Origin of the sequence: Spirillospora sp. NPDC049024 (genome assembly GCF_040649235.1) — a bacterium.
Lineage (GTDB): Bacteria > Actinomycetota > Actinomycetes > Streptosporangiales > Streptosporangiaceae > Spirillospora.
This window is the reverse complement of sequence record NZ_JBEZFD010000008.1, coordinates 320879-342997: the sequence shown is the minus strand read 5'-3', so window position 1 is coordinate 342997 and position 22119 is coordinate 320879. Positions and strand designations below refer to the sequence as shown.

Here is a 22119-nt window from a genome sequence, read left to right as displayed (position 1 = left end):
CAACCGACCCCGCGCTATCTTCGGATTCAAGAAGCCCAAGGAAGTGTTCGCCGAGCTACTGACCAGCGGAATTGCTTCCACCGGTTGAGGGCAGGCACTCCTTGAGAACGAACCCGGGCGCCAGCCCGCGCAAGACGATTTCACCAGCCATGGCCGGAGCGTCGCCGAGTTCTTCGCACCCCTCCGGAAAGGACGGCTCCCGGACCGTGTTCCCCAACTCGCGCAGGCAGCCGCGCAGGCCTTTCTCGTCTAGCCCCGGCTCCAGAAGCCGTTCTTTCGACGCAGGGTCCAGCCGGCTCGTGGAACACGCGTCTATCACTGGCAGGACCCGGTACAGGCAGCTCGCGCCGAAGACCAGGGCCGAGTCCGGAGTCGCGTCCCGCAAGCGTGCGTTAAGCGCCTCATGCGTGACTTCCAGGGCACCCAAACATCCTCCAAGGCGAGTTTTGGGACTACCCCTGAACTGGGGGCCGCCAACGGTAGCACCGGATTGAGTCAGCGCGGGCGTGCATCGTCCCCAACAAATGCCCGTCGACGCACCGACTGATCTCCCAGGCGCCGCCCACCAGACCCCGTCGCCCACGTCTCGAGCGAAACTGGCCAAGCCTCTGGTCGGGCGGCGCGTTCTCGTCCTGGGCGGCGCGCATGACCACGCTGCCGCAACACGAACACGCATCACCGAACTCGGCGGTGCCGCCGCAGTGAACCTCTCCAACAGCGTCACCGACATCATCGTGCTCCCGGGCGGCGACCGTGACCGCCGTCTGGCCCGAATCCACTCCCTCGAACTGCCCGTGCACGATGAGAAATGGCTCCATACACCGGACACATCACCGGCCACCGGAAGCCGCACGGTGGCGTCGAAACAGCCAGGAGTCCTTGTCCTATCGCGAGGCGGCACGACGGACCTGCCCATTGCCTCGCACACCACAGCTTGGACGGTAGCCGCGACGTGGGCACAGCAGACGACCGGTGAGATCGACGTCGTCGCCTTCGCCGTAGACATCGATGAGCAGGTGTCCTGCGACGAGGACTTCGTCTTCTACGGAGCCACCGAAACACCCGACGGGACCATCACCCTGTCCGCCGACGGCCCGGTCGAGCAGTCGATCACCATCGATACCGCGAAGCTTCCACCGGCCGTACACAAGGTCGTCGTTGCCGCTGCCATCGACGGCGCCACGACCTTGGCACCAGAGGCACCATCGAGATCACAGCCGCCCCCGGCAGCAGCGAGGCCTCGCTGGCCCAGGCCACCCTCGACTCGGCGACCACCGAACGCACCATGCTCCTGGCCGAGGTCTACCGCCGCGGCACCTCCTGGCGCCTACGCGCAATCGGCCAGGGCTACGACTACGGCCTCGACGAACTCGCCCGCAACTACGGCGTCGACATCGACGACTGAACGGGCCACGGTCACCTCCCGGCGCGACCGGACTTCGAGCTTGGGTTCCGGGCTAAAGGATCCTGGCCTCTTCAATTCGAGCCCAGAGGTATTCCGTGCGCTCTCGCCGCTTCCAACCAGGCGGGGAACTCGGAAAGGATGCGCTCGTAGAGATGCGCGTCGGTGATTTGGACGATGTCGTCAACGGCGAAGAAGCCGACATTGTCGATGAGCCGTCCGTCGAGGGTGTCGAGCTTCTCCAGGATGCCGTAACGACCTTGCCCCAAGCCGATGAACTGCCAGAAGACCGGGCGGTTCGAAGCCTCACGCAACAGGCGGGCGATCTGCGCGTCCTTGGCCACGCCACCGTCGGAGAAGAACCGTACGAGAACAGGCTCGCCCGGCCTGGCCCCATAGTGCGCGAGGATGTCCTGGATCACCTGGGGTTCGTTGTTGCGGCCGCCGAGGCTGACCCGGCTTCCGTAGGCGGCTACGGCCTCATGCATGCGGACGTTGTCCCGCGTCCACGCCTCGATCTCGGCGACCCGCAGCGGCGGCAGCCGTGCGAACTCCGTCGCGAAGATCCAGGCGTCCAGCGTGCCGGTCGTCATCCACCTGCAGCGCGATCGCCGCCATCCGCTCCACTATTTCGGCGACATCTCCCTCTTTGTACAACCTGCGCATCGAACCGGAGGCGTCCAGCGCGATGGCCACCCGCGCCCGCACTCCGCCGATGCCCTTCTTCTCCAGAGAGACGCGGACGGCCTCCTTACGCAACGAGATCCGCGTCCGCAGGTCGAACGCGGGCAGGGCGACCTCGGCGGGCCGCTCATCGGTCACGTCCACACCGAAGTCCGTGGCCAGGCCGGCGAGTCCATCTCGTCGTCGGAGCATCGGGAGGTAGGACGCGGCGTGGTCGTGCCCGCAGCCGCACGCGGCACCGTACTGCGCCAGCAACTCGCCGGGCGGCGCGCCCGCGAGCCGGCGACACTCACGGGTGAGATGCGCCTGGTCGTGGTACCCCGCCTCGACCGCCCACCGTGCCAGATCGACTTCCGCGGCGTCCTGCTGGTCGACCGAGGCCTGGACGCGGGCGATGAAGCCCTGGAAACGCAGGATGCGGTGCAACTCCCTAGGCCCGACACCGGCCGCGGCCGGCAGCGGCGTCGCAGGTGGCGTTCAGAGATCGCCAGCAGCGCCGGCAGCGCGGCGGTTCCACCGACGGATCCGGGCGTGAGGCGCGCGACGGCCTCGTCCACCACAGGGTCCAGTTCACCGGCGGACCGCGCGAGGAACGACTGGAGAACCGCGAGCGCCTCCTGTGGCGTGGCGGCTTTCCCGAGAACGTCCGTCAGGCGGACCGCGTCGCCCCAGATGTCGGTTCCCGCGATGTCCTGACCGACAAGCTCATCGGCCGGCATGTCGACCAGACCGCCCAGCACCCCCGGACGCAGCCGCATCCCGATGACCGTGCCACCCGCCGGTATGTCGTGGTACGCCGACGTGGTCAGCGGTCCGAGCAGCCGCGGCGCTTCGCCGAGGACACACCGCACCTCGGCGCCACCGTGAGGCACGTGCCGCTGCGGCAAGACCCGGTCGCCGACCTGCTGGACCCAGACGGAGGAGACGAGCCGGGCGAGCGCGGGCATCGGCGCGCGCTCCACATAGGAAGACTCTCCTGCCACCGACCCATCCTGCCAAACCCGCCTGTCAACAACGGCTGACTGCGCTGACTCCTACCGTCGACGCACGCTCATGCCGCCGACTGTCCACCATGGGGGGCGGCTGCTGTCATCTGAGCGAGGTGTTCGTTCTCATCGGCGCTGTCCGGGGCGGGCCGGTGCGATGATCGTGGCCGCCGGATGGTCACCAGGAGTGGGGACCGGGTCGAGGACCTGGCACTGGGCGCGTCCGTGCCGAACCCATAGCGCTGGGAAGCCCTCGTCTGCCGCGATCGGCACGGCCGAGGCGGCGCGTTCATTGCATGCTCATCTGGTGCGGGTGGTCGTGGGAAACGGGGCAGGTGAAGATCCACAGGCCGTAGCCCCGGCCGATGGTGATGTTGGTCGGGCTGTTGAGGTGGGGAAGGCGGTGGAACTGTTCGGCCGCTTCGATCTCGATGTCCTCGACCGGTTGCCAGGTGCGGTTGCCGTCCCATTCGGCACCGTCGATGCACAGCAGTAGTTCAAGGTCGGCGCCGCACTCACAGATCATGGGGTAGGGATCGGTGAGGTGCCAGGAGGACCAACCGCCGACCTTCATCCCGGAGGCGATCGACAGGTCCTGGTAGCTGTGGCCGGTCTCCTGGCTCCACTCTCTCAGCCTGCGGCGCAGGTCGGCGGGCAGAAAGTCGGCGTACTGATACTCGACGATCTGCTCCGGATACAGGACGCAGGGGTCGGGCAGGTAGGTGTCGTACTCCATCAGTTCCGGTTCGGGCTGCGGATCGAGCGCGACGGTCACCTCGTCCGCCCGCCGCCACCGCAGGATCACCGCCGGGCACGACAGGTCGTCGTGGTCCCACGGACACCACAGCACCTGCAGCAGATCGGCGTGCGGTGGCGGTGCCAGGTCAGGGATGTCGCGTGCGTACAGTTGCGCGAAGGCCAGGAAGGGCACCGGCCCGTCCGGCGGCGGGGGCGGCTCGTGGCCGTCCAGGCGGTTCAACTCCGCCCGCTGCTGCGGGGTGAAGTCCGCGCGGGAGCCGAGTGGAATCCGGCTCCAAGCTTCCGCGAGGACCTCGCGACGACGGCGTTCGTCGGCGAGCCGCTCGACCGGCCCGTAAGGGTCGTGCTTTTGCGTGCACATCGGCCAAGGCTCACCGGCCGGCCACAACAGGGGGCCGCCGATCGAGCTTTCCCGTACTCCCGGGGAGCCGGGCCGGGGATGAAGCCGCGTTGCCGTCCGCGCGTAGCGGGACAGTTCGGGGAAAACGGCGACAAGGTCGACGGGCCGTGGCGGCGTGGTCCGAGTCATACGGGGAGCGTAGAGGCATGGTCTGACGGCGGGACTGGACCTGACGGCGGAACGGAACCGGGGCTGGCAAACGGGCTTATTTGCCCCGATGCGAGCACCGAACATGAACGCAGGTCCACGCGCCGGTAGTCGCACATGGGCGTCGATGAGCCCTGCACCGCCTCGCGGCGCTCCTCTGCGACCAAGCGTGGTCGCCTGCAATGCTTCCCTTGATGCCCGTCTACTCCACCGGCTTGTCCACGCACCTCGTGTCCTCGCCCAGCAGGCGGTCAGTCGTCGAGGTCTCGGTTGAGGCGGTGAAGGCGCAGAGCGAGCTGCACTTCGAGCGTGTGATCCGGGCTGTTCCAGTCCTTGCCGAGAAGGCGACTGACCCTGTGGAGACGCTGCGTGACGGTGTTCGGGTGGATGTGCAGCCGTTTGGCGCTGGCGACGAGGCTCTGGCCGGTGGCGAAGTACGTTCCCAGCGTCTCCATCAGAACGGTCGAGCGCTGTTCATCGTGCTGGATGACCGGGCCCAGCGTCCGCATCACGAACCGGGCGGCGGACGCACCGTCGCCCAGGAGCAGTCCGGCGTAGCCGAGGTCGTCGGCCGTGGCGGCGGCACCGGCGCGTTCCAGCCGGAGCAGCGCCAGGGCGCAGGCCAGCGCCTCTGCGTAGGCGGCGGGCAGGTCCGCCGGGTCGTCGACCGGCCCCGCGGCACCGACGGTGACCGGCGACCGCAGCCGCGTGGTCATCGACCGTGAGATCTGGCGGGCCGTCAGCGACGGGTCGTCGGATGGGATGACCAGGACCGCCTGGCCGTCCCGCACGGTGCTCAGGCCGTCGCGGGCGGCCGCGAGGTCGGACGCCACCGAGGCGAGGCCCTGGCGTTTCTCCGCCCGGATGTGCGCGACGACGACCGCGTGCCGCTTCTGCGGCTGGTAGCCGATCCGCAGGGCGCGCTCGGCAAGGGAGGAGTACGTGCGGGGATTGGGTGTGAGCAGGTCGTCCAGCAACTCGCCGCGCACCCTGGCCTCGGCGGCGGCGAGATTGCGACCGAACAGCTGGAGCAGGGAGGCGACTGCGGCCGCGCGCCCGAGCAGGCGCCTGTCCAGGTCTCCGGCGTCGGCGGGAGTCGCCGGTGGAGCCCAGACCAGGGTGCCGAGGTTCTCGCTGCCGGCGACGAGGCCGATGGCCCGGTACGTCCCGTCCCGCATGCGGCCGGGAGGTACGGCCGCCTTGCCGCCCGCCGCGACGGACATCGCCTGGAGGACCTCCGCGGGCGCTCCGGGCGTCCAGGCGACGGGCGACTGGAACTCGTCGAAGATGGCCAGCACGCCGCCGAGCTGATCACCCACCGCGGTCACGACCTCCTGCACGCCACCGCCGCGGAGCACGATGTCCATGCTCTGGTCATGCGCCGCGACCGCTCTCTCCTGGTCGACCGCCCGCTGCCGCAGGGCCGCCAGCGCCTCGTCCTTTTCGTGCCTCTCCCGCGCCTGGTCGATCGCGGACGCGGCCAGCACGGCGAAGGAGCCCAGCAGGGCGATGGCGTCGTGGGAGAAGGGCCCCCGGGTGCGGTTGGACCCGAACAGCACCCCGATGACGGAGTTGTTGCGCAGCGGCACGCCGACGATCGACACCTGCCGCTCAGCCCTGACCGAGGCGTCGACGGCCGGATCGTGCGACAGCCGTTCGTCGCTGAAGTAGTCGGGCGTCGAGAACGGCGTGCCCGTGGCGGCGACCCTGCCGCCGACGCCGACGCCGAACGGGATCCGGACGTCCTTCCAGGCCGAGGACGTCGCGCCGACCATCACGCGCATGCAGGTCACGCGGTCCTCGTCGTCGTTCAGGCTCAGATAGGCCATGTCGCAGCCGAGCAGCCGCTGCGCCTGGCTCACGATCAGGGTCAGGAGCGCGTCAGGGGCGCCGCGGTCTTCCGCGAGTTCCTTGGCGCACTCGACCAGCGCCCGCTGCTGCTCATGGCGGGAATGCCGTTTCTCCAGCGTGTCGCGGAGGTGGAGAGCGAGCGTGTGCTCCGCTTGCAGGTCCGCGATCTCGGCCGGTGAGGTGGCGTCCGCCACCATGCGGTTCAGGACCTCGTCGTAGAGGGGCAACGGCGCCCCGTCGACGAGAAGCCGGAGAAGACTGGGCCTGTTCACACCTTCTCCCGTCAACGCGGTACCGGTCACTATAACTAAGCGCATAGTTAGCTTCCAGAGAGTCCGCGGTCGAGCTCACTCGACCGAAGCTGTTCACGGAACCCTGGTGAATAAGCGCATAGTCAGCCGCTAGGATGCGGGACGGCAAGGCCGTCCGCGGACCGTGTCCGATCACGTCCGATCACGTCCGATCACGGCCGGCGGACCGCGCGGGCGGCATCAGTACCATGCCGAGGACTCGAAGGAGGTGAGGGTCCGGATGGCCAGACGGCAGGCCCGGTTCACCGCACGGGACCTTGCGGACGACCCCCGGCTGCGGGACCACTCTCCCGATCTGTGGCGAGAGGATCTCGGCACGGTTCAGCGAGGGCTGCTGTCCTCGGCGGTGCGCTGCTTCGCCGCGAACGGCTTCCACGCCACGACCACCCGTGACATCGCCGAGGGGGTCGGGCTCAGCCCGGCGGCCCTCTACGTGCACTTCCCCTCGAAGGAACTGGTCCTGTTCGAGATCATCCGGGTGGGCCACGAGCGGGTCCTGGCCCACGTCCAGGCCCCCTCCATCCTGGCCTTGGAGGGTTCGGACGACCGGCTGCGCGCCATCGTCTCGGCGTACACCGCGTGGCACGCCCGCCACCACGTGACCGCGCGCGTCTGCCAGATGGAGCTGGCCGGCCTGACGGCCGAGCACTACGACGAGATCCTGGAGCTGCGCCACCGCACCAACGGGTTCTTCCGTGACGCGGTCGCCCGCGGAATCAGCGACGGGTCGTTCGCGGACATCGACGTGAAGCGGGTCACCCGCGCGATGCTGTCGCTGAGCATCGACCTCGTCCGCTGGTACCGGCTCGACGGTCCCGACTCTCCGGAAAGGCTCGGTGAGTTCTACGCCGAACTCGCGCTGAAGCTGGTCGCGGAGTAGCCCCTGCCCCCGTTCCTTCTCACCTGTCGACAAGCGATCGCCACCCTGACTATGCGCTTAGTAAGCACAGTTCCCGCCGCGATGCCGGAGGTTCCATGCACGGTCTCATGCAGGAGCGGTCTCTCGACGTCTCGGTGCTCATGCGCCGCGCCGAGCAGATGTTCGGCCACAAACGGGTCGTCACCGCCACGGCGGACGGTGAGGTTGCGACGACCTGGCGACACGTCGTCTCCCGCGCGCGCCGGCTCGCGGCCGTCCTCGACGTCCTCGACGTGCCACCGCACGCCCGCGTGGGTACGTTCGGCTGGAACTCCCAGCGCCATGTCGAGCTCTACCTCGCGGTACCGAGCGGCGGCCGCGTGCTCCACACCCTCAACCACCGGCTGTTCGCCGCCGAACTGACCTACATCCTCCACGACGCCGAGGACGACGTCCTGTTCGTCGACCGCTCCCTCGTCGCCACAGTGTGGCCCCTGGTGGAAGAGGCCCCGACCGTGCGGCACGTCGTCATCATGGACGATGGCGGCACGGAGGAGATACCGGACGACCCCCGGATCGTCGACTACGAGTCGCTGCTCGCCGAGGCGCCCGACGCCGCACCGCCCATCGCGATCGACGAGAACGACGCGGCCGGCCTCTGCTACACCTCGGGCACGACCGGGGCGCCCAAGGGCGTCCTCTACAGCCACCGCTCGACCGTCCTGCACGCCCTGCTGCTCCTCGGCGCCGACAGCTTCGCGATCAGCGAGCGCGACGTCGTGATGCCGATCGTGCCGATGTTCCACGTCAACGCGTGGGGCCTCCCCTACGCGGCGATGCTCGCCGGTGCCGACCTCGTGCTGCCGGGGCCCGCGATGAACCCGGCGGCGCTGGCCCGCCAGATGTCCCGGCACCGCGTGACGTTCACGGCCGGGGTTCCGGCGATCTGGCGCTCGCTCATCCCGCTGCTCGGGGAGGTCGACGTCTCGTCCCTGCGCAAGGTCGTGTCCGGGGGCAGCCCCGTGCCGGACGCGCTCGCACGGGAGTGGCACGAGGCCGCCGGCGTCCCGCTCAGCAGTTCGTGGGGCATGACCGAGACCAGCCCGCTGGTGGCCGCGTCCCGGCTCGGGACCGTACACGACGGGCTCGGCGCCGACGCCCGGCGCGCGGTCCTCGCCACTCCCGGCCCGTCCGTTCCGCTCACCGAACTGCGGCTGGTCGACGCGGACGGCGACGTCGTCGACCACGACGGCGTGACACCCGGCGAGCTCCAGGTGGCCGGGCCCACGATCGCGTCCCGCTACTTCGGCGCCGATGCCGGCGAGTCGCAGTTCACCGAGGACGGCTGGCTGCGCACCGGCGACGTCGCCACCATCGACCGGTACGGCTACGTCCGCATCGTCGACCGCACCAAGGACCTCGTGAAGTCGGGCGGTGAATGGATCTCCTCCGGAGCCCTCGAAAACGAGATCATGGCCCATCCCGACGTCGTGGAGGCGGCGGTCATCGGCATACCCGACCCCCGATGGGGCGAGCGCCCGCTCGCCTGCGTCGTCCTCGCCCCCGGGCGCAGCCTCGATGAGACGGGCCTGCGGGCCCACCTGACCGGCCGGGTCGCCTCCTGGTGGATCCCCGAGCGGCTCTGGACCATGCCCGCGATCCCCAGGACCGCGACCGGCAAGTTCTCCAAGAAGGCCCTCAGAGAGCAGTTCGCCGCGCACCAGAAGGAGCGGAGCTCCGACGCCGGCCAGTAGCCCTCCCGGCGTCGGACCGCACGATCGGCAGCGGCCCGCCCTCGTGCTCGGGGTCAGGCCAGGCTGTCCACAGGCTCCTCGGTGTCGGCCGCCGCCTCGCCGGACGCGGCCTTGCGCCGGGATGACAGCAGGTGGCGGGCCGTGCCCCAGATGCCCCGGCGGAACAGCAGGACGATCACGATGAAGATCGAGCCCGTGACGATCCCGGTCTCCTGGAACCCGGCGGTCGCCAGGAAGTCCTGGAGCTGGACGACCAGGGCCGCGCCGATGGCACCGCCCCAGAGCGTGCCGATGCCACCGAGGATCACCATCATCACGGCCTGCCCGGAGGTCGTCCAGTAGACGCCTTCGAGCGAGGCGAAGCCGTGGCCGATCGCGAACACTCCCCCGGCCAGTCCGGAGAGCCCGGCGGACAGGACGAAGGCGAGCAGCCGGTAGCGGTCGACGGGATAGCCGAGGGCGCGGGCCCGGGCCGGGTTGTCGCGGATGGACACCAGCACGCGGCCGAACGGCGAGCGGACGATGCGCCACGCGGCGAACAGTCCGGCCAGCACGAACGGCAGGCCCGCGTAGTAGAAGTAGAACGGCTCGGACAGGTCGAGGCCGAACAGCTCCCGCGGGATGCCCTGCAGCCCGTTCTCCCCGCCCGTGACGTCCCGCCACTGGTTGGCGACGTAGTAGATCATCTGGGCGAAGGCCAGGGTGACCATGGCGAAGTAGATGCCGGTCAGCCGGACCGAGAGGAAACCGATCGGCAGCGCCAGCAGCGCCGCGAACGCCGCGCCGCCCAGGATCGCGACCGGGAACGGCATCGCGGTGTGCAGCGCGATCAGGCCCGTGCAGTAGGCCGACCCGCCCCAGAAGGCGGCGTGCCCGAACGACAGCAGCCCGGTGAAGCCGAGCAGCAGGTCGACGGCGGCGGCGAACAGCGCCCAGCAGGCGATGTCCAGCGCGACCGGCGGGTAGATCATCCAGGGCAGGGCCAGGGCGGCCAGGAGCCCGATCACCAGCAGCAGCGGCCCGCCCCGGCCCGAGCGGGCCAGCCTGGCGAGGATCATCGCAGCGCCTCCTCGCGTCCGAACAGGCCGGCGGGACGCCACAGCAGCACGGCGGCCATCAGGATGAACACCAGCGTCTGCGACAGCGACGGGATGTAGTAGTTGCCGAGCGCCGACAGCAGCCCGACGGCGAAGCCCGCGGCGACCGAGCCGAACACCGAGCCGAGGCCGCCGATCACCACCACCGCGAACACCGTGATGATCAGGTCGGCGCCCATCAGCGGGTTGACCGCCCGCATCGGCGCGGCCAGCACGCCCGCGAACGCGGCCAGCGCGATCCCGAACCCGAACACCGGCGCCACCCACCGGCCGACATCGATCCCCAGCGCCCGGGTCAGCTCGGGCCGCTCGGTCGCCGCCCGCACGATCACGCCCATGCGGGTGCGGGTCAGGACGACCCACACCACGGCGCACATGAGCACCGACACCGCCAGCACGAACACCTGGTAGGCCGGGTAGGTGAACAACCCCAGGTCGACCGTCCCGCCCAGTTGCGACGGCCGGGGGTACGGCTGGGAGTTCACGCCGTATCGCCGCTTCACCAGGTCCTGCAGGATGAGCGCCAGGCCGAACGTGAACAGGAAGTTGTAGAGCGGGTCCAACGGCGTCAGCCGCCGGACGAACAACCGCTCCAGGACGACCCCGGCCGCACCCAGCAGCGGCGGGACCAGCACCAGGGACACCCAGAAGTTCAGGCCGAAGGAGTCAAGGGCGATGAAGGCCCCGAAGGCGCCGAGCATGTAGAACGCGCCGTGGGCGAGGTTGACCACGCCCAGCATCCCGAAGATGACGGCCAGGCCGAGGGCGAGCAGGGCGTAGAACGCCCCGCCCACCAGCCCGTTGAACGCCTGCTGGAGCACGCCGGCCGCCTACAGCCTGCAGGACGGGTCGGCCTGCTGCTGGAACGCCTCCGCGGCCGGGATCGTCTTGAGGACCTTCACGTAGTCCCAGGGCTCCTTGACCTCGCTGGAGGGCTTCACCTGCGACAGGTACGAGTCGTGCAGCAGCAGGTGGTCCTGGGCGCGGATGGTGCCGTTGCGGGCGAACATGTCGTCGATCTTGGCGCCCTCCAGCTGCTTCACCACCTCGTCGGGCCTGTCGGTGCCGCCGCGCTGCACGGCCTCCAAGTACTGCAGGGCGGCGGAGTAGTTGGCGCCCATGTTGGCGGTGGGACGCTTGCCGGTCTTGGCCTGGAACCTGTCGGCCCAGGCGCGGCTCTTGGCGTCGAGGTTCCAGTACCACATGTCGGTGTAGCGGGTCCCGGCCAGCGCGTCCGGTCCGAGCGAGTGGATGTCGCTGAGGGCGAGCAGGCCGACCGCCAGACCGACGCCCTTGTCGCGCAGCTTGTACTCGTTGTACTGCTTCACCAGGTTGACCAGGTCACCGCCGGCCTGCATGGTGCCGAGCACCTGCGGCTTGGGGCTCAGGCCGGGCGCCTTCAGCAGGAACGTGGAGAAGTTGTCGTTCGGGAAGGGCGTCGGGTCGCTCTTGACGACCTGCCCGCCGGCCGCCTTGATCGCGGTGCCGAACGTCTTCTGCATGTCCTGCCCGAACGCGTAGTCCGGGTAGACGATGTACCAGCTCTTGGCACCGTCCTTGGTGACCTCAGTCCCGGTGCCGTGCGCCAGCATGTAGCTGTTGTAGCCGTAGTGGAAGGTGTACTTGTTGCACTGCTTGCCTTCCAGCTCCGTGCTGGCGGCACCGACGTCGATGAACACCTTCTTCTTGTTCTTGGCGACGGTGGCGACGGCGAACGCGGCGGACGAGGTGGGCACGTCCACGATCAGGTCGGCCTGCTTGCGGTCGTAGAGCTCCTGCGCCTTGGAGTTGGCGATCTCGGGCTTGTTCTGGTGGTCGGCGGCCTCCACCTCGATCTTCTCCGCCACCGCCCTGTCGCCGTACTCGGCCTTGAAGTCGGCCACCGCCATCTTCACCGCCTCGACCGTGGAACGGCCGGAGGTGTCGGCGTAGATGCCCGACGCGTCGTTCAGCACGGCCAGCACCACCTTGCCGTCGCTGATCTTCCCACCGCCGCCGCCAGGACCGCCCCCGCACCCGGCCAGCAGCAGCCCCGCGGCGACCAGGCCACCGCTCCAGCCCATGACTCTCATTCCGGCGTCTCCTCTGGTCTCCAAGAACCCGGCCGTCGTCAGATGCCGAGGTAGTCGAGCAGCTCGTGCTCGCGTTCGCGGACTTGGTCGTTGTCCAGCGATTCGACGATCCGCCCCTCGGCGAGCAGATAGTGGCGGTCGGCGACGGTGGCGGCGAAGTGCACGTTCTGCTCCACCAGCAGAACGGTGACCCCGGCCGCCTTGACCTCGCGGAGGATGTCGCCGATCTGCTGGACGATCAGCGGCGACAGGCCCTCGGTGGGCTCGTCGCACAGGAGCAGGCGGGCGCCGGTCCGCAGCACCCGGGCGAGCGCGAGCATCTGCTGCTCGCCGCCCGACAGCTTCGTCCCGGGGAACCGGCGCCGCTTCCGCAGCATCGGGAACGTCTCGTACACCCGCTCCAGCGACCACGGATCGGCCCCCATCTCGGGAGGCAGCGTGAGGTTCTCCTCGACGGAGAGCGAGGCGAAGACGCCGCGGTCGTCCGGGATGTAACCGAGCCCGCGGCGAGCCCTCCGGTGGGGGGCCAGGCCGGTGATGCCGTCGTCGAAGAGCGAGACCGTCCCCGCGGTCCTGCCGTACGCGCCGTGCAGGCCCATGAGGCAGCGCAGCAGCGTGGTCTTGCCGGCGCCGTTGCGTCCGACGAGCGTGACGATCTCCCCCTCGTCGACGTGCAGCGACACCTCGCGCAGAGCCCGCGCCTCGCCGTACCAGGCGGACAGTCCGTCAATGCGCAGCATCGGAGTCTCCGAGGTAGGCGGTGACGACGCGCGGGTCGTGGCGGATCTCGGCGTACGGGCCCTCGACCAGCACCTTGCCGTGCTGCAGGACGGTCACCCGGTCGGCGAGGCTCGCGACCACGTTCATGTTGTGCTCGACCAGCACCACGGTGCGGCCCGCGCGAATCCCGCGTACGAGCTCGATGGTCCGGTCCACGTCCTCCACGCCCATTCCGGCGGTCGGCTCGTCGAGCAGCAGCACCTTGGGGTCCAGGGCCAGTGCGAGCGCCAGCTCCAGCGCCCGCTTGCTCCCGTAGGACAGCGAGCCCGCCGGGACGTCGGCGCGGTCTGCCAGCCCGACCTCGTCGAGCAGTTCCCCCGCACGCCCCGCGAAGCGGCCGAGGGCCTTCTCCGAACGCCAGAACCGCCAGCCCAGGCCGGTGGGGCTCGCCAGCGCGAGCTCCACGTGCCGGCGCGGGGTCAGCTCGGCGAACAGGCTGGTGATCTGGAAGGAGCGCGCGATCCCCAGGCGGGTGATCGATTCGGGAGCGCGTCCGGCGAGTTCGCGCCCGCCGAGCCGGACGCTGCCCGCGGTCGGCTTCAGGAACCCGGTGAGCAGGTTGAACAGCGTGGTCTTGCCCGCGCCGTTCGGGCCCACCAGCGCGTGGACGCCGCCCTCGGCCACGTCGAGGTCCACATCGTCCACGGCCCGGAAGCCGCGGAACTCCCGGACCAGGCCTCGCGCCTGGAGGACGGGGGCGGCCCGCTCCGGGGCGGCGTTCTCGGAAGCGGCACCGTGCCCGCTCCCTGCGAAACCCCCTCCCATGCACCCTCCTCACGCGTCAGGGCGTGACCCGGGCCACATCGGGGACGCCGTGACCGTGAACGCTAGGCGGGAGCCGGCCCGGCGAACCAGGTGACTTCGACACACAATGTGGCGGCCCGCTATGAGCCGGCGCACACCGCCCGATGAAGCCACCACAGGAAGCGGCTGAAGAGTGTGCTCGCCGACGTGGCTCGTCCCGCCACCGGTCGATCAGCATGGCGAGTCCCACGGGTCTGACCGATGAATCCCGTTCCCACCCCAGGGAGCCGCACATGCCCTTCTTCCGCAGATCCCCCGTCCTCCCGGCCCTGCTGGGGTCGCTCCTGGCGCTTCCGCTGGCCATGGCGGTACCGCCGGCCCAGGCGGACACCCGCTGCGCCCACATGAACCGGGTCGACGTCCCCGGAGCGGAGCACCAGGTCGCCGCCTGCCTGGACGATCTGACCACGGCCGGCACCGTCGCCTCGGGCCACACCGTCAAGTCCGACTGGGACGGGCTGCATTCGGCGGCCACCCGGAACCCGAGCGGAGTGCCGGGAATCCAGATCGACGGCTACTTCCAGGACGACTCCACGTTCAACACGACCCACGGCTGGAACCACGACTCCCAGTTCGTGATCCGCCTCCCGGAGCGGTGGAACGGCGGTCTGGTGGTCTCCGGGGCGCCGGGGACGCGCCGCCAGTACGCCAACGACTTCACCATCTCCGACTGGGTGCTGGCGAAGGGATACGCCTTCGCCTCGACCGACAAGGGCAGCAACGGCAACCAGTTCTACCGGGACGGCGAGCGCCCCGGCGACGCCATCGCGGAGTGGTACCGCCGGATGATCCAGGTGACCGCGGCCGCCAAGGCGACGGTGGCCCGCCACTACGGCGGCCGCCTGCGCAGGACGTACGCGATGGGCATCTCCAACGGTGGCCAGATGGTGCGCTGGGCCCTGGAGAACCACCCCGAACTGTACGACGGCGGCGTGGACTCCGAAGGCACGTACTGGCCGCGGGACGACGGGAACAACGCGCTGGTCTACCTGCCGGAGGCACTGCGCAACTATCCCCGGTACGCGGCGACGGGCGACCCCGAGGCGCATGCCGCGATGCTGAGGGCCGGCTTCGCCCCCGGCTCGGAGTTCCTGTGGGACTTCAACTACCGGATCCTCTGGGACGGCACGCAGCGCATCTACCGTGAGGAACTCGACCCGGCCTACGACGGCGACCTGGAGGCGGGCGTTCCCTACTGCGAGAGCGGTACGCCGAACTGCGACACCGACTACCGCTACTACTCGCGTCCCGCGAGCGTTCACCGGACGGTGAGGCGGCTGGGCATGACCGGCCGCATCGGCAAGCCGATGATCACGGTGCAGGGCACGCTGGACACACTCCTGCCGATCAAGGTCCACGGCGACGCCTACGCCCGGAAGATCCGCGCGCAGGGCCGGGGCGGGCTGCACCGCTACTACCGGATCGAGGGCGCGTCCCATCTCGACCTCGAATACGACATGTTCCCCGGCAGGATGCGGCCGCTGCTCCCCTGCATGCGAACGGCCTTCGAGGCCCTCGAACGCTGGACTGCTCCGCGCGGCGGGCAGGCGCCCCCGCGCAGCGCCACCATCCCCCGCCCGGCCACCGGCGACGTCGTGAACACCTGCTCCATCAGCTGACCGGGGCGGGCCGGCCCCCGGCCGCCGACACCTCCCGTCCGGCCGGCTCGTCGGCCTCGGCCCTGACGAGCCGCCGGACGATGAGGGCGGACCGCGAGGGCCGGCCGTCCCACCGCCGGGTCGGGCACAGGTGGACGGGAGGCGCGTCGCGCAGCGGGAGCCGAACCAGGTCGGCGATGCCGGCCGAGGCGCCCTCGCGGACGGTGAACCGCAGCCCCGGGCGCCGCTCCCGCAGCCGGCCCACGGCTTCAGCCCAGCAGGTGGCTGAGGATGGCATCCGCACGATTGTCGCCGGGGGCGTAGCGCCGGCCCTCACCCACGCTCAGCGGCCTGTCCGCGTCTTGCAGCACGGCCGGCACTCGGGTCCGGCCTCAGCTCAGTGGGGGGCTCGCGCGCCACCAGGTGCTGCCCGGGGACGACATCGGCGCTCGCAACGACCTGCGGCGCCGGCTCAAATTCCCAGAGGGAGCCGGGTACGACGCTGTGGCCGGCCTGTCTCGCCGCTGGTGGCCCTACGGCGGGCTGGTCTACATCAGTTGTAGAAATCTCTCCCGGAGAGACCATCCGAACGAGCCGACCGCACCAGTAGACACTGGTGTTTTTTTAAAGTTCGTTGGATAGTGCTCGCATGAAACGTGCCATCACGGCCGCCATCGCCGTCGCCATCGCGTCTCTTCCCGCACCCGCCCTCGCGGCCGCCCCCGAACTGCGCCCGGTCTCCCTGCCCTTCCTGTGGCCGACGGCGCGGCTCTACGACGTCACCGCCGACGGCGCGGGCGGAGTCTGGGTCGGCGGCGTGCAGGGCAAGTACTGCCTGCGCTGGGGTGATCTGTGCCCCGTGTACAACGACGGGAACCCGGTCGTGCGGCGCTGGGCGGGCTCGTCGTGGCAGGAGTATCCGCTCAACGGCTGGACGGGCCAGGGCGAGATCGCGCGCATCGCCTCGGGCGCGGGCGAGACCTGGATCGCCGGCGGACTCGGCGCCGGCGGGGGTTCGAGCACCTACGTGGCACGCTTCGACGGCTCGGCGTTCCAAAAGGTCGCGGCTCCGGCCAAGTACATCACCATGCTCGCCACCGGCCCGGCGGGCACCTTCGCCGGCGCCTGGGAGCTGGGCGGGAGCGGGCTGTTCAAGCGCACCGGCGACACATGGACCGCCGTCGACGTGCCCGGGATCGACTACGTCGCCGACCTCGAGGCGCTCACCGCGTCCGACGCATGGGCGGTCGGTTACAAAGACGGCCTGCAGCAGGTGCCCGCCGCCGCGCACTTCGACGGCGCGGTCTGGAAGAACGTCCCGCTGCCCGAGGTCAACGACTGGTTCCGCAAGGTCGTCCCGGTCACCGCGAACGACGTCTGGGGGATCACGGCCAAGCGTTTGGCGCACTGGAACGGCACCGCATGGAGCTACATCGCGCCCCCGGCGGGGTACCCCGACCTCGGCGACCTGACCGTGGACGCGTCCGGGAACCCCTGGGTCGCGCCGGAGGCGTCCGCGCCGCCGGAGAAGCCCCCGTACCGCTACAGCGGCGGCCAATGGGAGCCCGTGACGATCCCGGCCGGGACCGCGGTGTACGACCTGGCCGCCGTACCCGGTGGCATCTGGGGAGTCGGAAGGCAAGGAGAGGACGACCCGGCGGCCCTCAACGGCTCCTAACGGCCCCTGAGTGGGGCCGTCACCGAGGACACACCGCGCCGGACGACCAGCCCCCCCAGCCTCTCGTGCGCGTTGGAAGGTCGGGTGGAGGGCAGGCTGCGCGCCGCGGGCGCATGGGACGGGCGGTGGACGTTCTTGGCAGGCGGAGCCCGGACGTCGGTCGGCACGGGAGGCGATATCGCCTGGCCGACCCGGATCCCCGCGCGGTACGGCGAACACGTCCTTCGTTGCGCGCCAGCAGCGGCTCGGCGCCCAGGTCGGCGGCGAGGGCGCGTGCCTCGCGCAATCGGGACCGGGCGCCGGGACGGTTGTTCGACGCGAGCGCGACGGCCGCGGCCTCCGCCAGCACCACGGCGGTCTCGTGGCCGTTGCCGAGGTCGCGCCAGGCCGCGGCCGCCTCGTCCCAGGCGGGCAGTTCGCCGCTCCCCGTCAGCGCGCGGAACGTGAGGCGGACGGCATCGATCACCGGTGTGGTGGTGCGCACTGAGCCGAGCATGCGGGCGAGGTCCACGAGCCGGTCCGCGGTCTCGGCCTGGACCCGCCGGTTCCGCGGCGCGGCCGCGCGCCGGGCCCGTTGCGCGCGTGCGCCGAGCACCGCGAGCCGTGCCGTCTCCTGCGGCGGCCAGGCGTCGGGTGCCGTCGCCATGTGCTCGCCCACGATGTGGTCCGCCGCGTCGGGGTCGTCCCCGTCGAGCGCGCGGGCGATGCGCAGGAGGGTCAGCCAGGACTTCGCCTCCGCCGCGCCGACGGTGTGCACGGCGAACTCGGTGATCTGGCGCAGGAGCGTCCCGGCCGGTTCGGTCTGACCGCGCCGCAACGCGATCTCGGCGGCGATCAGGCGCAGGAACGCCGCGTAGAGCGGGGGCGGCGCCAGGGCGAGGGCCTCGTCGACGACGCGCAGGGCCTCATCCCAGCGCCCCAGGAACAGCAAGGGGACACAGCGGGCGTGGGCGAGCATGCTGCCGCGGGACCGGGCCTGGCCGAGCCGTTCGGCGGCCGACTCCCCGGTGCGGGCGAGTTCGACGGCCTCTTCGTACCGCCCGCTGTCGCTCAGGAAGGTCGACTCCCACTGGAAGGTGGTCAGGAATGTGTGCGCGTCACCGGCCGCATCGGCGGCGCGGCGGGCCTCGGCGAAGGCGTCGGCCGCGGAGTCCAGGTCCCCGCGCGTGCCGTGGAGCGCGCCCAGCACCAGCAGGGCGGGCGCGCGCAGGGCGTCGTCGCCGATGCGGTCGGCGATGTCCAGGGCCTGAGCGGCGTGCTCCTGGCAGTCGTCGAGGTCGAGCGCCATGAACTCCACGAACGCCAGGGCCGACAGCAGCCGGGCGCGCAAGTCCTGCGACGCCCCGGGCGGCGCCAGCGCGACCGCCCGCCGAAGGTCGTCGCGTCCCCCGCCGTCGATGCGGCTCTGCAGCCGGCCGCGCAGGCCGAGCAGCCGGGCCGCCCGCTCCGGTTCCACCGCCGGATCCACCTCGTCCAGCGCCGCGGTGCCGTACCCCACGCCGGCGGCCGACCTGCCCGCGTTGAACGCCGCCGTGGCGGCGGTTTCCAGCACGACCGTCCGGTCGACGCCGATGGTCTCGACCGGCTCCGGCACTTTCGGCCAGTGGTCCAGGACGAGTTCCAGCTGGTGGAGCTGCTCGTCGTAGGCGTTCTGGCCGCCGGCGCGGCAGGCGGCGCGCCATGCGGCGGGCAGCGCCCGCTCGAACTCGCCCGCCGCCGTCCAGTGCTGGGCCAGGGCGGTGGCGCTCGCGGTGGGATCGGCGGACGCGGCGCGGTCGGCGAGAGCGGCGGCGTACCGGGCGTGCATGCGCCGCCGCCGGGGCGGCGGTAACGCGTCGTACAGCGCCTCGCGGAGGAGGTCGTGGCGGATCGCGTACCCGTTCTCCCGCGCCACCACCAACTCCCGCGCGGTCAGGTCGCCGAGGGCGTCCCCGAGCTCGCGGGCAGGGCCGCCGGCGACCGCGCGGACGAGTTCGTCGTCGAGTTCGGCCCCCGCCACCGCCAGGGCCTCCAGCGCCTCGCGGGCCAGGTCCGGCAGGTCGGTGACCCGGGCGAGCAGGAGCGTGCGCAGGTCCCCCGGCGGCGTCTCGCCCGCGGCGCTCAGCGCCTCGACGAACAGCGGGTTCCCGCCGCTGCGCCGGTAGACCCGGGCGCTGCGCGCCGGGTCGGGCGGCCGACCGTCCACGGCCGCCAGGAGCGCGGTGACGTGCCGGTGCTCCAGCGGGCCGAGGTCGATGCGCGACACCGCGCCGCCGCGGCCCAACTCGGCCAGCATCCGCGAGTTCGGATGCCGGGCGGCCAGTTCGCCGGTTCGGACGGTGCCGACCAGCAGCACCGCGGCGCCCGTCAGGTTGCGGGCCAGGTAGGCGAACAGCTCCCGGCTCGACGCGTCCGCCCAGTGGAGGTCCTCGACCAGCACGACGACGGGCTGCGCCTCCGCCGCCCGGGCCAGCAGCGTCAGCATCTCCTCCAGCAGCCTGGCCGGTCCGTACCGCGCGGGCGCCGGACCCAGGTCGGGCAGCAGGTCGCCGAGCGCGGCCCCGCCCGGCGGAAGCAGCGCCGCCACCCGGTCGCGGCCGAGGCGGCGCACCAGATCGCGCAGCACGGCGACGAACGGTACGTACGGGGCGCCCTCCGAGCCGAGTTCCAGACATCCTCCGGACAGCACCAGCGGATCGCCTGGCAACGTAGGCCGCCCGCAGCACGGCGATCTCTACGACATGAGCTGGATCGTTCCCCACGCCATGTCGTCCGCGTCCCGCGACCACATGGTGGCGGTCACCGGCACGGCCACCACCGCCCTGCTCGGCCGCAAGAACTTCGAGGGTTTCGCCGGGTTCTGGCCCGCCGTCGCCGACGACGAGAGCGCCGACCCGCGGGACCGGGAGTTCTCCCGCTGGCTGAACGAGGTCGAGAAGGTCGTCTTCTCCACCACGCTCACGGAGGCCGCCTGGGACAACGCGCGCATCGCCGGCACCGACCCCGTCACGGCGGTCAAGCAACTGCGCGAGCAGGAGGGCGGCGACATCACCGTCCTGGCCAGCTCCAGCGTGATCCGCAGCCTCCTTCAGGCCGGGGAGGTGGATCGGCTGAGCATCACGCTGTGCCCCGAACTCGTCGGCGGCGGCGCCCGGCTGTTCCCCGACGGCCTGTCCGCGTCGTGGACGCTGGCCTCCAGCCAGGTCACCGAAAGCGGCGCGATCTGCCTCCGCTACGACCGGGCCGAACGCTGAACCGCCTCGAACCACACCAACACCAATAAGCAGGGGTTTCACGCCCACGCCGTCTCAGTGGACGGCTAGATAAGGCTCGACCTGCTGCCCGGACTGCGGAACGGCCCCGGTGAGGACCCCTACCTCGCCATCGCCCAGCTCACAGGCGGCACCGGTTTCACGCCGGAGTTCGAGGTCGCGGGGGCGGTCGCCGACTACGTCGCCTGGCGCCCCGCCACCCCCCGCTGACGACAGGCCCAGCGGCACCCGGCCCGCACCTCGCATAGGACGGGTCGGGTGCCGCCTGGTGGGCTCACAGACCGCGTCAGGGCATCTGCACCCGAGGGCCGCGCTGCGAGAAGAATCTCGCCGGGAACGACCGCGGGCCGCACCTATGCGCAGATCGGCGCCGAGCTGGAGGCGGTGAAGGCGGACGGCCTCGACGAGAAGCCGGCCGACCTCCAGCGGACCGCTTTCACCGGCGAGATGCTTCGGGCGTCGTTGATGTCGGCCTGTCAGGCGTGGCAGGTCACCCTGCTGGCCGGTGGTCTGGGCGTCCTGTTCACCGGACTCGGTGCGGCGCTGCCGTCCGCCAGAGGCTCCGCGGGCCCGCGGCTGGGATGACCTCGGCGTGCGGGCTTTGGTCCCCGCACGGTGGGACCTTCGTCCCTGGGACGCCCTGTCGAATGACCGGAAGTGTGGCGCTGACAGCGGCAGCATCTGGAGGAGGGCCCATGCCTCACCCCTTTGCGACGCACGCGGGGGTCCGGCGCCTGGTGACGGCGGCCGTCGCGGCTCCGTCGGTGCACAACACCCAACCGTGGCGCTTCCGGCTCAACGGCGCGGCGGCCATGGAACTGCACGCCGACCTGGACCGCAGGTTGACCGTGATCGACCCGCGCGGCCAGGCCCTGCACATCAGTTGCGGGGCCGCCCTGCTGAATCTGCGGCTGGCGATCCGCATGACCGGTCATCGGTCGCAGATCGAGTTCTTCCCGGAGGCTCTGGGCCCGCTGCTGGCGTCCGTCCGGGCCGTGGACGCGCCCATGCCATCACTGGACCAGGCGGAACTGTACGCGGCGATTCCGCATCGGCGCACCAACCGGCACCCGTTCAGCAAGCGCATGGTGCCGCAGCCGGTCCGCCGGGAGATGGTGTCCGCCGTGCGGACCGAGGGAGCGGCGCTGGCCCTGCCGGGCCCGCAGACCACGGCATACCTGCTCAGCCTGGTCGCCGCCGCGGACGAGCGGCTGGCCTCCGCTGACGGGTACGTCGCCGAGCTGGCCCGGTGGACGCCGGACCGCGCCTGCGGGGACGGTGTCCCCCGGTACGCCTTCGGGCCTCGCCCGAGCGGGCGCGGTGTCCCCATGCGGGACTTCGGCCTGGCCGGGCCGGTGCCCAGACGGAAGGCCGAGCACTTCACCGCCCGGCCGCAGCTCGGCGTGCTGCTCACGAAGGGCGATGGCCCCGCGGACTGGCTGCGGGCCGGGCAGGCGTTGCAGCGGGTTCTGCTGACCGCCGAGCGGCACGGGGTGTCGACCTCGTTGCTGTCCCAGCCCCTGGACATGCGCGTTGGGGCGTCCACCGCCACGGCCCCGGCATCGCATGGCCACATACAGGCGATCATCCGGTTCGGGTACGGGCCGCCGGTCCCCGGCACGCCGCGCCGACCGTTCCCCGAAGTGCTGACCCGCACCTGACCGCCACAGCACCCGAAGACCCGCA

General features: G+C 71.1%; 18 protein-coding genes and 2 pseudogenes. 8 read left to right on the top strand and 12 right to left on the bottom strand.

Annotation, left to right across the window (positions count from 1 at the left end; translation table 11 throughout):
* The first annotated feature begins 524 nt into the window (after nucleotides 1-524).
* A pseudogene (locus AB0C21_RS18015) lies at nucleotides 525-1405 on the top strand (TerD family protein).
* Nucleotides 1406-1476: 71 nt separating this feature from the next.
* Here the strand turns inward: AB0C21_RS18015 and AB0C21_RS18010 are convergent.
* From AB0C21_RS18010 to AB0C21_RS17990, 5 genes and pseudogenes are all read right to left on the bottom strand, one after another.
* Entirely contained in the window at nucleotides 1477-1995 is a 519-nt protein-coding gene (locus AB0C21_RS18010) for a VWA domain-containing protein (RefSeq protein WP_500205330.1), read from the bottom strand.
* Nucleotides 1883-2512: a VWA domain-containing protein gene (locus AB0C21_RS18005; protein ID WP_500205329.1), complete on the bottom strand. Its 630-nt coding sequence runs from the start codon at nucleotides 2510-2512 to the stop codon at nucleotides 1883-1885. The genes AB0C21_RS18010 and AB0C21_RS18005 overlap by 113 nt, the downstream gene beginning before the upstream one ends.
* 320 nt (nucleotides 2513-2832) lie before the next feature.
* A pseudogene (locus tag AB0C21_RS18000) lies at nucleotides 2833-3033 on the bottom strand (hypothetical protein); the annotation flags it as partial.
* Between the two features lie 328 nt (nucleotides 3034-3361).
* On the bottom strand, nucleotides 3362-4360 hold the full coding sequence (locus AB0C21_RS17995) for a hypothetical protein (RefSeq protein ID WP_500205327.1): 999 nt from the start codon (nucleotides 4358-4360) through the stop codon (nucleotides 3362-3364).
* 269 nt (nucleotides 4361-4629) lie between these two features.
* The gene (locus tag AB0C21_RS17990; RefSeq protein ID WP_500205325.1) at nucleotides 4630-6501 is read right to left on the bottom strand and encodes a helix-turn-helix domain-containing protein; all 1872 of its coding nucleotides are present in this window, start codon (nucleotides 6499-6501) and stop codon (nucleotides 4630-4632) included.
* Nucleotides 6502-6760: 259 nt separating this feature from the next.
* Between AB0C21_RS17990 and AB0C21_RS17985 the strand changes: the two genes are divergently transcribed.
* A complete protein-coding gene (locus AB0C21_RS17985) occupies nucleotides 6761-7420 on the top strand; it encodes a TetR/AcrR family transcriptional regulator (protein ID WP_500205323.1) in 660 nt (219 codons plus the stop codon).
* A 95-nt stretch (nucleotides 7421-7515) separates the two neighbouring features.
* Nucleotides 7516-9153, top strand: coding sequence for a long-chain fatty acid--CoA ligase (locus AB0C21_RS17980; RefSeq protein ID WP_500205321.1), 1638 nt, complete (start codon nucleotides 7516-7518; stop codon nucleotides 9151-9153).
* A gap of 53 nt (nucleotides 9154-9206) precedes the next feature.
* Here AB0C21_RS17980 and AB0C21_RS17975 read toward each other — a convergent pair whose 3' ends face one another.
* From AB0C21_RS17975 to AB0C21_RS17955, 5 genes are read right to left on the bottom strand one after another with little or no spacing between them, the layout of a single operon-like run.
* Entirely contained in the window at nucleotides 9207-10211 is a 1005-nt protein-coding gene (locus tag AB0C21_RS17975; RefSeq protein WP_500205319.1) for a branched-chain amino acid ABC transporter permease, read from the bottom strand.
* The gene (locus AB0C21_RS17970; RefSeq protein WP_500205317.1) at nucleotides 10208-11071 is read right to left on the bottom strand and encodes a branched-chain amino acid ABC transporter permease; all 864 of its coding nucleotides are present in this window, start codon (nucleotides 11069-11071) and stop codon (nucleotides 10208-10210) included. Before AB0C21_RS17970 ends, AB0C21_RS17975 begins: the two co-directional genes overlap by 4 nt.
* Before the next feature lie 9 nt (nucleotides 11072-11080).
* Nucleotides 11081-12322 (bottom strand): ABC transporter substrate-binding protein, encoded by a 1242-nt coding sequence (locus AB0C21_RS17965; RefSeq protein WP_500205316.1) that lies wholly within the window; start codon nucleotides 12320-12322, stop codon nucleotides 11081-11083.
* Between the two features lie 38 nt (nucleotides 12323-12360).
* On the bottom strand, nucleotides 12361-13062 hold the full coding sequence (locus tag AB0C21_RS17960; RefSeq protein WP_500205315.1) for an ABC transporter ATP-binding protein: 702 nt from the start codon (nucleotides 13060-13062) through the stop codon (nucleotides 12361-12363).
* A complete protein-coding gene (locus tag AB0C21_RS17955; RefSeq protein ID WP_500205314.1) occupies nucleotides 13049-13867 on the bottom strand; it encodes an ABC transporter ATP-binding protein in 819 nt (272 codons plus the stop codon). The genes AB0C21_RS17960 and AB0C21_RS17955 overlap by 14 nt, the downstream gene beginning before the upstream one ends.
* Nucleotides 13868-14139: 272 nt before the next feature.
* Between AB0C21_RS17955 and AB0C21_RS17950 the strand changes: the two genes are divergently transcribed.
* Nucleotides 14140-15525 carry a tannase/feruloyl esterase family alpha/beta hydrolase gene (locus AB0C21_RS17950; protein ID WP_500205313.1) on the top strand — a complete coding sequence of 462 codons (1386 nt, stop codon included), beginning with the start codon at nucleotides 14140-14142 and terminating at the stop codon, nucleotides 15523-15525.
* Here the strand turns inward: AB0C21_RS17950 and AB0C21_RS17945 are convergent.
* A complete protein-coding gene (locus tag AB0C21_RS17945; protein ID WP_500205312.1) occupies nucleotides 15518-15802 on the bottom strand; it encodes a hypothetical protein in 285 nt (94 codons plus the stop codon). The two genes, AB0C21_RS17950 and AB0C21_RS17945, sit on opposite strands and share 8 nt — an antisense overlap.
* Nucleotides 15803-16153: 351 nt before the next feature.
* Between AB0C21_RS17945 and AB0C21_RS17940 the strand changes: the two genes are divergently transcribed.
* Nucleotides 16154-17182, top strand: a complete 1029-nt coding sequence (locus AB0C21_RS17940) for a hypothetical protein (RefSeq protein WP_500205311.1) — start codon at nucleotides 16154-16156, stop codon at nucleotides 17180-17182.
* A gap of 19 nt (nucleotides 17183-17201) precedes the next feature.
* Here the strand turns inward: AB0C21_RS17940 and AB0C21_RS17935 are convergent, their stop codons facing one another.
* A complete protein-coding gene (locus tag AB0C21_RS17935; protein WP_500205309.1) occupies nucleotides 17202-19868 on the bottom strand; it encodes an ATP-binding protein in 2667 nt (888 codons plus the stop codon).
* Nucleotides 19869-19902: 34 nt separating this feature from the next.
* Here AB0C21_RS17935 and AB0C21_RS17930 point away from each other — a divergent pair, with 34 nt between their 5' ends.
* The 3 genes from AB0C21_RS17930 to AB0C21_RS17920 all read left to right on the top strand — a co-directional run bounded on the left by AB0C21_RS17930 (nucleotide 19903) and on the right by AB0C21_RS17920 (nucleotide 22094).
* A complete protein-coding gene (locus AB0C21_RS17930; protein WP_500205307.1) occupies nucleotides 19903-20415 on the top strand; it encodes a dihydrofolate reductase family protein in 513 nt (170 codons plus the stop codon).
* A gap of 276 nt (nucleotides 20416-20691) precedes the next feature.
* Nucleotides 20692-21018, top strand: a complete 327-nt coding sequence (locus AB0C21_RS17925) for a hypothetical protein (protein ID WP_500205306.1) — start codon at nucleotides 20692-20694, stop codon at nucleotides 21016-21018.
* 110 nt (nucleotides 21019-21128) lie between these two features.
* The gene (locus AB0C21_RS17920; protein WP_500205304.1) at nucleotides 21129-22094 is read left to right on the top strand and encodes an Acg family FMN-binding oxidoreductase; all 966 of its coding nucleotides are present in this window, start codon (nucleotides 21129-21131) and stop codon (nucleotides 22092-22094) included.
* The last annotated feature ends 25 nt before the right edge of the window (nucleotides 22095-22119 follow it).